The organism is Microbacterium sp. Root1433D1 (assembly GCF_001426835.1).
GTDB lineage: Bacteria > Actinomycetota > Actinomycetes > Actinomycetales > Microbacteriaceae > Microbacterium > Microbacterium maritypicum.
Genome location: NZ_LMFN01000001.1, coordinates 528,034 through 541,010 on the forward strand (window position 1 = coordinate 528,034; position 12,977 = coordinate 541,010).

The window sequence follows — 12,977 nt, forward strand, 5'->3', positions numbered from 1 at the left end:
CATGCTCAGTTCGTCGACGTGGCCGTGAACTTCCAGGTGGCGTTGGTCACCAGGCTCGGTTCGAGCGCGGCGTCCGCCGTCACTTTGAAGCACAGCTGCACGGCCGTCCCCGGATCCGTGGAGGTCGCCCCCGCGGTGAGCGGCACGGTGGTGACGCCGGTCTGGAGGTCGAGTGTCGTCCCGGTCGCCACCGGTGTTCCTGTCGCGGATGCCGCATCACAGGTCGCTCCCGGCGCCAACTGATAGATCGAGTACGACAGGTGGTCGGAGTTCGACGTGGCCGCGGCATCGGCCGTGGTGCCATCGGCGACGAGATCGGCGCCGCTGGTGGTGCCGGCTGCGAGACGCACCCAGAACCCGGCATAGACCGAGCTGGTCGGCGACATGTTGCCCACGAGTCCGGCCGGCAGGGTGAACGCGAGAGTAGCCGCGCTGCCGGCCGAGTCGTGATCGGCATACGCGGTGCCGTCGGTAGAGCCCTGCAGATTGAACGCGCCGGCGGTGAACGTGCCGTTCGCGAACTCGGAGTCGTTCCAGGCCGCGAGCGTCACGGCGGTGCCGACGCCGAGAACGAGCCCGCCCGCCAGTACCGCCAGCACCTTGCGCTGGGTTGCCTTGGTTGCCATGTCGCTTCCCCCTCAGGAATTCGTGAGTCACGCGAATGCCTGTGTTCCGGTCGCCCCTCAACGACCCCGCATCTGCGCGTTTGCGCCATCCTCTCRTTGCCCCATCCGCAGAACAAGGCGATTTCGCGCACGAGATTCGATCATCCCGCGCAGAATCGACTCCTCGCCCGCCGTGCCCTATCGCGATCGACGGGCCGGGGCGCCGCCGAGAACCCGTCGCGCCTCGGCGGCGATCTCCGCGGCGATGGTGTCGAGCAGGTCCGAGCGCAGGTTCCACTGCTGCCAGAACAGTTGCACGCGAAGGGTCGGTCCGCCCAGAGGAACGAGCCCGCTCGATTCCTGGAGCACCGGGACCATGCCCCAGCCGAGCCCGAGCGTGACGGCGAGGGCGTAGTCGTGGGATGCGGGGACGTAGTGCCGGGGCACTCCCTCCTGCGCCACCGACATCTCCCTGAGCCATTCGTGTTGCAGGGTGTCCCTGCGATCGAAGTCGACGAACGGCGCCGCAGACAGGGCGCTCTCGGTCGCTCCCTCCGGGAACCAGCGCGCGGCGAATGCCGGCTCGGCCATCGCCCGGTATTCGAGCACGCCGAGAGGCGACACCGAGCACCCGGAGACGGCGCTCTCCTCACTCGTGACAGCCGCCATCACGGTGCCCGATTCCAGCAGGCGGGCGGTGAAGTTCTGATCGTCGCGATGCAGGTCGAAGTCGATGTCGTGTCGGGCGGAGAGTCGTGCCAGCGGGGCGAGGAACCACGTGGCCATCGAGTCGGCGTTCACCGCGAGAGGTATCGTGATCCGCCGATTGCCCTCTGCTTCATCGATGCCGACGCCGACGAGCGCGTCGTGCTCCAGGAGCGCGACCTGTCGGGCGAGACGCACGATGGCCTCCCCCGCCTCGGTGAGCCGTGCGGGCTTGGTGCGCACCACCAGGATGCGACCGAGCTGCTGCTCGAGAGTCTTCAACCGCTGACTCACTGCCGAAGGGGTGATCTGCAGCCGCTTCGACGCGGCATCCAGCGTCCCCTCGTCGACGATCGCGGCGAGGGTGGTCGCGAGTTCCGGATCGATGCGCACATTAGTGATGCTAATGGTGCGATAGGAATCTTCGCTTCACTTCATGTATCTCTATTCCTAGGCTGAACCCATGCTCACCGCTCTCGCCGGCCTCGGACTCGGCCTCTCCCTCATCGTCGCGATCGGCGCGCAGAACGTCTTCGTGCTTCGTCAGGGGATCCGGCGCGAGCATGTCCTCGCCGTGGTGATCATCTGCGCCCTCTCCGATGCGGCGCTCATCGCCGCGGGCGTCGCCGGACTCGGCTTCGTCCTCTCCGCCGCGCCCTGGCTGGTCGTGGTCGCGCGTTGGGCGGGGGCCCTGTTCCTGCTGACCTACGCAGCGCTGGCCGCCCGTCGCGCCTGGCGAGGGGGCGAGGAGCTCGAGGTCGACGCGACGGATGCCGCGTCCCCCGATTCCCGCGCGACCGGTGGCGCGAGCGCGACTCTCACCCGCAGCCGGCTGGCCCCCGTGATCCTGACCACCCTCGCCCTCACCTGGCTCAACCCGCACGTGTACCTCGACACCGTGCTGATGCTCGGGTCCATCGCGGCCACGCACGGCGACGAGCGCTGGCTGTTCGCGGCCGGAGCGATGGCCGCCAGCCTTCTGTGGTTCACCGCGCTGGGGTTCGGGGCGCGCTACCTCGGACGCTGGCTGCGCACGCCGCGGTCGTGGCGCATCCTCGACGCCGTGATCGCGGTGGTCATGGTCACGATCGCGATCAGCCTCGTGCTGCCCGTCCTGGGGGGCTGATCGGCTTCAGGCGCCGTCGATCTGGGCGAGCCGAGCACGGACGAGGCGTTCGAGGACCTCGCTCGGAATCGAGTGCTCGGGCTGGAACCGGATGGTCCCCTTGTCGACGCTGACCCCGGGATACCCGTCGAGAACGTCTGCGACAGCGGCGACGGCATCCGGGCTGAACGGGTAGATCCCGATGTGCTTCTTGGCGCGCATCACCGAGAGCAACGGCTTGCCGCCGTGCACGAGCGCGGGCATGCCATACCCCTTGCCCTGCTCCGCATCCGGCGCCTCTCGGCGCGCGACGGCATAGACACGATCGATCGCGTCACGATCAGCGGCAGCGAGGTCTGCGAGGTAGTCGTCGATGGTTCCCACGAGGGCATCCTGCCACCGATCCGCGCGCGGGGCGAGGGTCAGCGGGATTCAGGCGCCGTCGAGCGGACGCATGATGCGGGTGAGGAATCGCTGCGTGCGCTCATGCTGCGGGGCGCTGAAGAGCGCGGCCGGCGGCCCCTGCTCGACCACCACGCCGCCGTCCATGAACAGCACATGATCGGCGGCGTCTCGGGCGAAGCTCAGCTCGTGGGTGACGACCGCCATGGTCCAGTTCTCGTCGGCGAGCTCTTTGATGACGAGCAGCACCTCCCCCACCAGCTCAGGATCGAGCGCACTGGTCGGCTCGTCGAACAGCAGCAGATCGGGCTTGAGAGCGAGCGCGCGCACGATGCCGACACGCTGCTGCTGCCCGCCCGAGAGCTGATGCGGACGCGCATCCGCCTTGTCGGCCAGACCTACGCGATCGAGCAGCGCGAGTGCCTCGGCCACGACCTCGGCCTTCGGTCGACCCTGAACCCGCCACGGCCCCTCGATGACGTTCTCGAGGACGGTGAGGTGCGGGAAGAGGTTGTGGTGCTGGAACACCATCGCCGAGCGGTCGCGCAGTGCGAGCCGCTTCTGCTTCTGCACGCGGGGCGAGGGCTTCGCCTCCGGGGCGAAGTCGATCTCGGGGCCGCCGTCGACGACGATGGTGCCGGCATCCGGTGTCTCGAGGCCGTTGAGAGCACGCAGCACGGTGGTCTTTCCCGAACCGCTGGGCCCGATGAGCACGACGACCTCGCCGCGGTGCAGCGTCAGGTCGATGCCGCGGAGCACTTCGTTGTCGCCGAAGCTCTTGCGCAGGCCACGGGCGGTGAGTAGAGCCTCTGAAGTGTTGTCAGTGCGCGACACGGCTGTCGAGCCTCCTCTCGAGAGCGCTCTGGCCGAACGACAGCACCAGACAGAACACCCAGTAGACCAGCGCGGCGGCGAGGTAGAGCACCATGAACTCGTAGGTGGTCGAGGCGATCTGCTGCGCCACCTTGAACAGTTCGGTCACGAGGATCAGCGACGTGAGAGAGGTGTCCTTCACCAGCGAGATGAACGTGTTCGACAGCGGGGGAACCGACACGCGCGCCGCCTGCGGCAGGATGATGCGAGTGAGCGTGCGGGTGCGGTTCATGCCCACCGTGTACGCAGCCTCCCACTGCCCCTGCGGGACCGACAAGATGGCGGCGCGGACGACCTCGGCACCGTAACCGCCGACGTTGAGCGACAGCGCGATGATGGCACTCGGCCACGGGTCGATCGTGATCCCGATCGACGGCATGCCGTAGAAGATCACGAACAGCTGCACCAGCAGCGGCGTCCCGCGGATCACGGAGATGTAGAACCGAGCGACGCCCGAGAGGATCGGGTTCACCGAGATCCGCATCAGAGCGATGCCGACGGCGATGAGCAGCCCCAGGGCGAACGATGCCAGCGCGAGCGGCACCGTCGCCGTCAGACCCGCCCAGGCGATCGGCCCGAGCGCGTCCAGGAACAGCTGCCAGGGACTCTCCATCGGCTACTGGGAGACGTCTTCGCCGAAGTACTTCTTGCTGATCTCGGCCAGCGTGCCATCCGCGCGCAACTCGTCGAGCGCGGCGTCGACCGCCGTGACGAGGGCTTCCTTGTCCTTCGCGAAGGCGAATGCCTGCTCGCCCGCCTCATCGGTCTCCGCCGCGATCTTCAGACCGGTCGGGCTGTTGGTCGTCTCGTAGTCGAGGAACGTGAGCTTGTCGTTGATGGTGGCGTCGACCCGTCCCTGGCGCAGGAGCTCGACGGCCTGCGCCCAGCCCTCGACACCCTCGACCGTGGCGCCCGACTCGGCGGCGAGGTCGTTCCAGTTGCTCGTGAGCGACTGCGCGGTGGTCTTGCCGTCGAGGTCGGCGAACGACGAGATCGTGTCGTCGTCCTCGGCCACGACGATCACGCCGGGAGAGACGGTGTACGGCGTGCTGAAGAGGTACTTCGCCTCACGCTCGTCGTTGATCGTGACCTGATTGGCGATCACGTCGAACCGACCCGCGTCGAGGCCCGCGAAGATCGCGTCCCACTGGGTCTCTTCGAACTTCACCTCGAGGCCGAGCTTGTCGGCGACGGCTTCGATGATCTCCACGTCGTATCCGGTCAGCTCGCCGGCGCCGTTGTCGCCGTGGAAGCTGAAGGGACGGTAGGTACCCTCGGTCCCGACCGTGAGCGTGCCGTCCTTCGCGAGCCCGAACTCCGAGCTCGCGGAGCTCTCGCCGCTGCCCGCAGTGCTCTCAGGTGTGCTCGACCCGCTGCAGGCGGTCAGAGCCGCGGCGGCGACGACGAGTGCGGTGACGGCGATGAGACGACGGGACATGAACCCTCCTGGGGTGTGAAGCGCGGTGCGAGTTTACGCGACCGTCGCGGGAACTCCCCCACAGTACGTGGCACGGGGCGGTTCGCCGCATCCGATGACGTTTCGTTTCGCAGGAGCTCGGAAGACGCAAAAACGCCCCCGGGAGAACCCGGGGGCGTTTGTGCGAGTCAGACTCAGATGGAGTTGACGTCCAGCGGGATGCCGGGGCCGAACGTGGTCGACACCGCACCCTTCTGGATGTAACGGCCCTTCGAGCTCGACGGCTTGAGGCGGACGATCTCCTCGAGCGCTGCGCCGATGTTCTCGTTCAGCTGCTCAGCGGTGAAGGAGGCCTTGCCGACGACGAAGTGCACGTTGGCGTGCTTGTCGACGCGGAACTCGATCTTTCCGCCCTTGATCTCCTCGACGGCCTTGGCCGGGTTCGGGGTCACGGTGCCGGTCTTCGGGTTCGGCATCAGACCACGCGGTCCGAGCACCTTTCCGAGACGACCGACCTGGCCCATGAGCTCCGGGGTGGAGACGGCGGCGTCGAAGTTGGTCCAGCCATCGGCGACCTTCTGGATGAGCTCGGCGCCGCCGACCTCATCTGCACCTGCGGCGATCGCTGCCTCGGCCGCGGGGCCGGTGGCGAAGACGATGACGCGGGCGGTCTTACCGGTGCCGTGGGGCAGGATGACGGTGCCGCGCACCATCTGGTCTGCCTTGCGGGGGTCGACGGCGAGCTTCAGCGCGACCTCGACGGTCGAGTCGAACTTCGACGATCCGGTCTCCTTCGCGAGCGCGACGGCCTCGGTCGGAGTGTAGAAACGGTCTGCCTCGATCTTCTCGGCGGCAGCCTTGTAAGCCTTGGACTTGGTAGCCATGATTATTCTCCTCAGCCCTCGACCGTGATGCCCATGGAACGGGCGGTGCCGGCGATGATCGAGATCGCGGCCTCGATGTCGTTGGCGTTCAGGTCAGCCTGCTTGGTCTCGGCGATCTGGCGGACCTGGTCCTTGGTGATCTTCGCGACCTTGACGGTGTGCGGGGTCGCGGAGCCCTTGGGGACGCCGGCGGCCTTCTTGATGAGCTCCGCGGCAGGCGGGGTCTTCAGGACGAACGTGAAGCTGCGGTCCTCGTAGACGGTGATCTCCACGGGGATGACGTTGCCGCGCTGCGACTCGGTCGCGGCGTTGTACGCCTTGCAGAACTCCATGATGTTGACGCCATGCTGACCGAGCGCGGGGCCGATCGGCGGCGCCGGGTTGGCTGCACCGGCGTTGATCTGAAGCTTGATCAGGCCGGTCACCTTCTTCTTCGGTGCCATTCTCTTTCCTTTCATCGAATCGGATGCCGGAGCACCCGCTTCTCCCACAGATCCGGCGTTTCCGGACCGTGGTCGTCTGCGCGCACGCCGAAGCGCCGCACAAACCACACAAGTCTACCCGATCGGGAGACCGTTCGCCGCCGAAGGCCACCGAGCGTGCGGGCGATGCCGGCGGTGACGCGAGAACGGCCGCCCCGAAAGGGACGGCCGTTCTCGTGAGGAGGGGTGTCAGATCATCTTGGTGACCTGGTCGAACGACAGCTCGACCGGGGTCTCGCGCTCGAAGAGGGAGACGAGCACCGTGAGCTTGCCGCTCTCGGGCTTGATCTCGCTGATCGAACCGGGAAGACCCGCGAACGAGCCCTCCTTGATCGTGATGGTCTCGCCGACCTCGAAGTCGACCTCGGCCGGGAGCGGACGAGCGACGGCGAGGCCGCCCTTCGACGCGATGTTCTTGGCGGTGGGGACGTCCTTGACCTCGACGAGCGACTTCAGCATGTTGAAGGCCTCTTCGAAGCGCAGCGGCGTCGGGTTGTGGGCGTTGCCCACGAAGCCGGTGACGCCCGGGGTGTGGCGGACGACCGACCAGGTGTCTTCCGTGAGCTCCATGCGCACCAGCACGTAGCCGGGGATGCGCACGCGGGTGACCATCTTGCGCTGGCCGTTCTTGATCTCGACCACGTCTTCCATCGGGACCTCGATCTGGTAGATCTCGTCCTCGACCTCGAGCGTCGACTTGCGCTGCTCGATGTTGGCCTTCACCTTGCGCTCGAAACCGGCGTAGGAGTGGATGACGTACCACTTGCCCGGGAGCATGCGGAGGTCCATGCGGAAGGCCTCGTAGGGGTCTTCCTCGGCATCCTCGTCGTCTTCGTCCGTCGAGGAGTCCTCGTCGCCCTGCACGTCATCGGCACCGAGCTCGGGGCCGTCGTACGGGGTGACCTCTTCGGCCGCCGCAGCATCCAGCTCGGCGACTTCTTCGGCCACAGATTCGTTGAGGACCTCAGCGGCAGCCTCAGACTCAGCCGCTTCGTCCAGGTTGAGAGCGTCGTTCACGATCGCGTCCGCCTCCGGGTCGTCGATGTCGATGTCGGTGTCAACCGTGTCATCCTCTTCGCCGTCCTCGTCTTCGACGTGGACCGCGACGTGCTCAGCCGGGGTGACCGAGAGCTCTTCCTCAGCGAGCACGTTGCCCTCCTGGGCTTCGTCTTCCTCGCTGGACTGCTCTGCGGCGGTCGCCCAGTCGGCGTCGTCGGAATATCGTTCAGACACGTTGTTTCTTCTCCATAGCTGCGGTGTGAGCCGCGGGGGTCATCAGCCAGGGATTCCGAACACCCAGTGCGTCACGAACGCGAACAGCGTGTCCAAGCCGTAGACGATGCCCATGACGATCAGAACGAAGACGAGCACCACCCCGGTGAACTTGAACAGCTCCTTGCGAGTCGGGGTGACGACCTTGCGGAGCTCGGCGATGACCTGGCGGATGAACAGGGCGATGCTCCCGAAGAACCGGGAGAAGGGGTTGCCCGTCTTCTCGCGGGTGGCGCCGGCCGCGACGACCTCGCCGCGCGGTTCGTCCTGATCCATCCTGAATGTACCTTTCGTGTGTCAGCGTTGCGCTGACGCGCAGGGCGGACAGGAATCGAACCTGCAACCTGCGGTTTTGGAGACCGCTGCTCTGCCAATTGAGCTACCGCCCTAGAGACCGGGAGGTCTCGGGGTGTTCCCTCCACTCTGCCACCGTGACCGTGATCGGAAGACCCCAGGCATGGCGAAAGAATGCAGACAACAACTGCCCCTCAAGCATACGGCATCGATCCGGTGGTGCCGAACCGGGATCGCGTTGGCGTGTTCTTGTTAGGCTCAGCGAGCGTATGCAGGAGGAGGGAGCGCCGGTGAGCGCTGAAGTGCAGCAGTTCCAGGTGGATCTGCGCGGAGTCGTCGATCTGCTCAGCCGGCACATCTACTCCAGCCCTCGGGTGTACCTGCGGGAGCTGCTGCAGAACGCCCGCGATGCGATCACCGCCCGCCGCGAGGTCGACGGCGGCGGGGGACGCATCCGCATCACCCCATTGACCGCGGAGAGCGGCGAGTTCGTGCTGCGCGACGACGGTGTGGGGTTGACCCTCACGGAGGTCGCCGATCTGCTGGCGACCGTCGGCCGCAGCTCGAAGCGCGATATCTTCGACCTCCCGCGCAGCGACTACCTCGGCCAGTTCGGCATCGGCCTGCTGAGCTGCTTCATGGTCGCCGACACGATCGTCATCCGCTCCCGCAGCGCCCGCGGCGGCGCCTCGGTGGAATGGACGGGCAGCGCGGACGGCACGTTCCAGGTGGCCGAGATCGACGAGGAGCTGCCGATCGGCACCAGCGTGCACCTCGTCCCGCGTTTCGACGCCGACGAGCTGCTGCGCCCCGCGGCGGTGCACGAGCTGGCGACGACGTTCGGGGAGTTCCTCCCGGTGCGCGTGACGATCGACACCGCAGCCGGAGACATCGACATCACCAGGGATGCGCCGTTCCTCGACGCGGCAGAGGATCCCGAGGCGGCCGTGGGCTACGGGCGGGACCTCCTCGGTGCGAGTCCGCTCGACGTGATCGAGCTGAACGAGCCCGCCACGGGCACCCGCGGCCTGGCGTACGTACTGCCCCTCGCTCCGCCTCCCGGCGCGCGCCAGGCCACGCGCATGTACCTGGGGCGGATGCTGCTCTCCGAGCGCGTGGACGATGTGCTCCCCGACTGGGCGTTCTTCGTGCGCGCCGTGATCGACTCCACCGGCCTCGCCCCGACCGCGAGCCGGGAATCGCTCGTCGAGGACGCGGCGCTCGAACGCGTGCGGGAGCAGCTGGGTGCCGGCATCCGCCGCTGGGTGCTCGAGCTGGGGCTGCGCGAACCGCACCGCCTCGCGCAGTTCGTCGCCGTGCACGAGGTGGGGCTCAAGTCGTTGGTGCGCCACGACGAGGAGCTCGCCCGCTTCATCTCCCGCTGGCTGACCGTCGAGACCACACACGGCACCCTGCGCATCGGCGACCTCGTCGAGCGGTACCCGCACATCCGATACGCGCAGACGGTGGACGAGTTCCGCCAGGTGGCCGGCATCTCCCCCTCCGACGAGGTGCTCGTCAACGGCGGCTACCTCTACGACGCCGACCTGATCCGGATGCTGCCCGACCTCTACCCGCAGATCACGGTCGAGCAGGTCGACGTCACGGGAGAACTCGACCGGCTCGACCCGCCTCCCCTCGATGACCGCGACGCCGCCGTCGCCCTCGAGGCGCGCGCCGGTGCCGTGCTCGCCGCATCCGACTGCTCCGTCGTCGTGCGCTCCATCGACCGCCCCGACCTGGCCGGGCTCTACGTGGCCGACCCCGAGGTGCTGCGGGCGATCGATCGCGGGCGCACCAAGGGCATCACCGGCGCCCTGTGGGGCGGCGTGCTGGATCGCATCGACCAGACCCTGTCCTCCGCGCGCGAGGACGATCTGCGGGCTCGGCTGTGCCTGAACTGGTCGAACCGCGTCGTGCGCGCCCTGGTGCGCGTGCAGGACGACGCGGTGTTCGCCCGCACGGTGCAGCTGCTATACATCCAGGCGCTGCTCGCCGGACACCACCCGCTCGCCGATGCCGACAGGGCGCTGATGACCAGCGCCCTCGCCGACCTCGTCTCACTCTCGGCCGGTCTGGAGGGGGACACCATCCCCTTCGGCGACGCCCGCTGAATCCTCCCCGAAAGGTTCCGTCCATGGCACGTCCGAAGAAGCGCTTCCAGCAGCTGATCGAGGAGATCGATCGCACCCCCTGGGGGCCCGCTGAGCAGGCCCTGGTCGCCGAGGCCGTCGCCCTCGCCGTGGAGATCGGCGACGAGCGTCTCGAATACGAGGCACGGATGCGTCAGACGGCGTCGGCGAACATGAACGGCGCGACCGACGTCATGCTCAATTCGTTCGCATGGTGCCTCGCCCACCACGACGCCGACCCGCAGCGCTTCCCCGCCGACCTCGACAACGGCGGCGCCGACCTGATGTGGCAGTTCAAGTGGATGGCGTCGTCGCTGCGGTCCTCCCCCGCGTTCTCGCAGGAGCAGATCGCCGCCGTGCTCGACGACATGGAGTCCCACTACCGTGCGGCGGGCCTCGGCGTCAGCGGCGTGCTCACCGCCCGCTTCGAAGATGCCTGGGATGCGGGCCGCATGGATGAGGCCGAGGCACTGCGGGTGCAGCTGGAGGCCACGCCGCGCGACGAGCACAGCCACTGCGACGCGTGCGGGCGCAGCCAGATCGCCGGTTTCTTCGCCGACACCGATCGCGACGCGGAGGCGATCGTCCTCGTCGAGGAGATGATCGAGGGCGGCTTCTCCTGCGGCGAGGAGCCGGAGCACGCCCTCTCGCGCGTGCTGCTGCCCTACCTGCGCGCCGGACGCCTGGATGAGGCGAAGACCGCGCACCTGCGCAGCTACCGGCTGGCCAAGGACAACCCCGACAACCTGCGCATCGTCGCCAACAACATCGTGTTCGCGGCCGTCACCGGCAACGAGGCCCGCGCTCTGGCGCTGGTCGAGAAGCACATCGCGTGGCTCGCGCACGACGGGCTGAACGTCGACGCGCACTTCGCGGCCCTCGCCGCCCTCGCCGTGGCGCTCGACCGGGTCACCGCCGTCGGGCACGGCGACTCCCCGGTGCGCGGTGCGGAGTCGGCAGCCCTCGTCCCCTTCTTCGGCGAACACGATGGCGCCTGGAGCGCCGCCGACCTCGCGGCCGCAGCGTGGGCCGCCGCCGAGCGGATCGGAGCGGGCTTCGACGGACGGGACGGGACGGACGGCCACGCGCGCAGCCTCGAGCGGATGCGCGCGCTCGCGGACGAGCAGTACGACGTGCCGATCCGTTCGGATGCCTTCGTGGCCCCCGCCCCCACCACCATTCCTGTGGACGCGGATGGCTGGTTCGAGCGGGCGATGCAGCTCGCGCAGTTCGGTGCGGAGCACGAGACCCTCGAGGCGCTGCCCCACGCCCTCGCGGTCGAAGACCCCGCCAAGCGCGCGCAGCTGCTCTCGATGCGCCTGGGGATCCTGATCGCACTCGATCGCGCAGAAGAGGCCCTGCAGCTGCTGCCGGAGCGTGTCGCCGCGCTGCGGGCGGCCGGCCGTGACGCGCAGGCCGATCTGGAGGAGCGCATCGGCCTTGCCACCTTCGGCCTGAACACCCCGGAGACGACCGCCGCGCTGGAGGAGGAGATCGGCGCATCGGACGACCTCCCCGCCTGGACACGCGGCGACCTCGCCATCAGCCGTGCCGCCCTGCACCTGCAGTCCGGCGAACCCGACGCCGCGCTGGATCACGCCGAGGTGGCCGCACGGTCCTTCGCCGAGGCCGAAGACACCCGGCTGACGAACACCACGACGCTGCTGGCGATCTCCGCCGTGCTGAGCAAGGGCGACCTCGAAGCGGGAAGCGCACTGCTCGACCGTCTCCTCGCGCAGGACGACCTCAGCACCGGCCACCGGGCGCAGGCGCTGCAGACCCGCGCACGTGTGCGCGGCGGCGGCAGCGCCTACGTCGAGGGCGCGGTCGACGCCGATGAGGCCTGTCGGCTGCTCGCCGAGCTGGGGGCGACCCGCGCTCTCGGCGACGCGCACCTGCTCGCCGGCGCCCTCTGGGAGGACGCGGACGAGCCGGAGAAGGCCGTCTCGCGCTACCGCCTCGCCGCCCGCCTAGGAGGCGAATCGGGAGGCGACACGACCGGCCTCGACTTCCGTCTCGCGCGCGCCATGCTGCGTGTCGGCGATGCCGAGGAGGCCGCTGAGCTCTTCGGCGACGTGCTGCAGCGCGAGGAAGAGGCAGAGGTGCCCGCCGGCTCCCGCGCCATGACCGCATCGATGCTCGCACGGGCTCTGAGCGCGGCCGGTGAATTCGGCCAGTCCGTCGGCGCGCACGGCTACGCCTCCGAGCTGTTCGGACAGGCCGAGGAGCACGCGGATCAGGCGATGTCGATGACGGAGCAGGCCAAGATCCTCGCGCGCTTCGACGAGCACGACGACGCGATCGCCCTGCTCGAGTCCGCGACCGAGATCGTGCGGCGCGCGCCCGATGCCGTCGGTGCCCTCACCGAGGTCCTGCACAGCCTCGGTCAGGCCTACGGCGGGCGCGGCGACGAGCGGGCGTTCGGCCTCTTCGACGAGGTCGCCGCTCTCGCACAGCAGCACGAGGCCGGGTGGCTGCTCGCCGATGTGACCGACTCGCGGGCGCGTGCCCTGGCCGAGCTCGGCCGTGTCGACGAGGCGGTCTCGGCCGCCCTCACCGCGGCCGACGGCTTCGCGGCACTCGGCGACGTCGGGTCCGCCGGAGGGTCAGAGCTGTTCGCGGCTCGTGTGCTCGCCGGCAACGACCGCGCAGCCGACGCCGTGCCGGTCTACCGCAGCGCCATCGAGCACGCGGCCAGCCACCCGCCGCTGATGCAGGTGGCCACCCTCGAGCTCGGCAACGTGTTCGAGGCGCTCGGTCGGCACGGCGAGGCCGCCGAGATCCGCGCGCAGCTGGAGAGCTGAGC

The 12,977-nt window shown here is 68.6% G+C and carries 13 protein-coding genes and 1 tRNA gene; 3 read left to right on the forward strand and 11 right to left on the reverse strand.

What is annotated here, in order from left to right:
• Positions 1-5 precede the first annotated feature (5 nt).
• Both ASD13_RS02490 and ASD13_RS02495 read right to left on the reverse strand, forming a co-directional pair.
• Positions 6-626, reverse strand: coding sequence for a SipW-dependent-type signal peptide-containing protein (locus tag ASD13_RS02490; RefSeq protein WP_055865465.1), 621 nt, complete (start codon positions 624-626; stop codon positions 6-8).
• A gap of 177 nt (positions 627-803) precedes the next feature.
• The gene (locus ASD13_RS02495) at positions 804-1,703 is read right to left on the reverse strand and encodes a LysR family transcriptional regulator ArgP (protein WP_055865468.1); all 900 of its coding nucleotides are present in this window, start codon (positions 1,701-1,703) and stop codon (positions 804-806) included.
• Positions 1,704-1,773: 70 nt separating this feature from the next.
• On the opposite strand from ASD13_RS02495, the gene lysE reads away from it, so the two are divergent.
• The gene (lysE, locus tag ASD13_RS02500; protein WP_055865469.1) at positions 1,774-2,436 is read left to right on the forward strand and encodes an L-lysine exporter; all 663 of its coding nucleotides are present in this window, start codon (positions 1,774-1,776) and stop codon (positions 2,434-2,436) included.
• A 6-nt stretch (positions 2,437-2,442) separates the two neighbouring features.
• On the opposite strand, the gene ASD13_RS02505 is transcribed toward lysE, so the two are convergent.
• From ASD13_RS02505 to ASD13_RS02545, 9 genes are all read right to left on the reverse strand, one after another.
• A complete protein-coding gene (locus tag ASD13_RS02505) occupies positions 2,443-2,799 on the reverse strand; it encodes an iron chaperone (RefSeq protein ID WP_055865474.1) in 357 nt (118 codons plus the stop codon).
• A 48-nt stretch (positions 2,800-2,847) separates the two neighbouring features.
• On the reverse strand, positions 2,848-3,651 hold the full coding sequence (locus tag ASD13_RS02510) for an amino acid ABC transporter ATP-binding protein (protein WP_055865477.1): 804 nt from the start codon (positions 3,649-3,651) through the stop codon (positions 2,848-2,850).
• Positions 3,638-4,303, reverse strand: a complete 666-nt coding sequence (locus ASD13_RS02515; RefSeq protein ID WP_055865481.1) for an amino acid ABC transporter permease — start codon at positions 4,301-4,303, stop codon at positions 3,638-3,640. Before ASD13_RS02515 ends, ASD13_RS02510 begins: the two co-directional genes overlap by 14 nt.
• Before the next feature lie 3 nt (positions 4,304-4,306).
• Positions 4,307-5,128, reverse strand: a complete 822-nt coding sequence (locus tag ASD13_RS02520; protein WP_055865483.1) for an amino acid ABC transporter substrate-binding protein — start codon at positions 5,126-5,128, stop codon at positions 4,307-4,309.
• 173 nt (positions 5,129-5,301) lie between these two features.
• The gene (rplA, locus tag ASD13_RS02525; RefSeq protein WP_017829144.1) at positions 5,302-5,991 is read right to left on the reverse strand and encodes a 50S ribosomal protein L1; all 690 of its coding nucleotides are present in this window, start codon (positions 5,989-5,991) and stop codon (positions 5,302-5,304) included.
• Between the two features lie 11 nt (positions 5,992-6,002).
• Entirely contained in the window at positions 6,003-6,434 is a 432-nt protein-coding gene (gene rplK, locus ASD13_RS02530) for a 50S ribosomal protein L11 (protein ID WP_017829145.1), read from the reverse strand.
• Between the two features lie 228 nt (positions 6,435-6,662).
• Positions 6,663-7,706, reverse strand: coding sequence for a transcription termination/antitermination protein NusG (gene nusG, locus ASD13_RS02535; protein ID WP_055865485.1), 1,044 nt, complete (start codon positions 7,704-7,706; stop codon positions 6,663-6,665).
• 42 nt (positions 7,707-7,748) lie between these two features.
• Positions 7,749-8,021, reverse strand: coding sequence for a preprotein translocase subunit SecE (secE, locus tag ASD13_RS02540; protein WP_017829147.1), 273 nt, complete (start codon positions 8,019-8,021; stop codon positions 7,749-7,751).
• 40 nt (positions 8,022-8,061) lie between these two features.
• Positions 8,062-8,134: transfer RNA gene (locus tag ASD13_RS02545), tRNA-Trp, on the reverse strand.
• A 195-nt stretch (positions 8,135-8,329) separates the two neighbouring features.
• Here ASD13_RS02545 and ASD13_RS02550 point away from each other — a divergent pair.
• Both ASD13_RS02550 and ASD13_RS02555 read left to right on the forward strand, forming a co-directional pair.
• The gene (locus ASD13_RS02550; RefSeq protein WP_162246275.1) at positions 8,330-10,153 is read left to right on the forward strand and encodes an HSP90 family protein; all 1,824 of its coding nucleotides are present in this window, start codon (positions 8,330-8,332) and stop codon (positions 10,151-10,153) included.
• Positions 10,154-10,176: 23 nt separating this feature from the next.
• Entirely contained in the window at positions 10,177-12,975 is a 2,799-nt protein-coding gene (locus ASD13_RS02555; RefSeq protein WP_055865490.1) for a hypothetical protein, read from the forward strand.
• The last annotated feature ends 2 nt before the right edge of the window (positions 12,976-12,977 follow it).

What these genes read in the sequence shown, in the direction of transcription:
- ASD13_RS02490 (WP_055865465.1), bottom strand. Translation starts at nt 626, where the DNA reads ATGGCAACCAAGGCAACCCAGCGCAAGGTGCTGGCGGTACTGGCGGGC.
- lysE (WP_055865469.1), top strand. Translation starts at nt 1,774, where the DNA reads ATGCTCACCGCTCTCGCCGGCCTCGGACTCGGCCTCTCCCTCATCGTC.
- ASD13_RS02515 (WP_055865481.1), bottom strand. Translation starts at nt 4,303, where the DNA reads ATGGAGAGTCCCTGGCAGCTGTTCCTGGACGCGCTCGGGCCGATCGCC.
- ASD13_RS02520 (WP_055865483.1), bottom strand. Translation starts at nt 5,128, where the DNA reads ATGTCCCGTCGTCTCATCGCCGTCACCGCACTCGTCGTCGCCGCCGCG.
- rplA (WP_017829144.1), bottom strand. Translation starts at nt 5,991, where the DNA reads ATGGCTACCAAGTCCAAGGCTTACAAGGCTGCCGCCGAGAAGATCGAG.
- rplK (WP_017829145.1), bottom strand. Translation starts at nt 6,434, where the DNA reads ATGGCACCGAAGAAGAAGGTGACCGGCCTGATCAAGCTTCAGATCAAC.
- secE (WP_017829147.1), bottom strand. Translation starts at nt 8,021, where the DNA reads ATGGATCAGGACGAACCGCGCGGCGAGGTCGTCGCGGCCGGCGCCACC.
- ASD13_RS02555 (WP_055865490.1), top strand. Translation starts at nt 10,177, where the DNA reads ATGGCACGTCCGAAGAAGCGCTTCCAGCAGCTGATCGAGGAGATCGAT.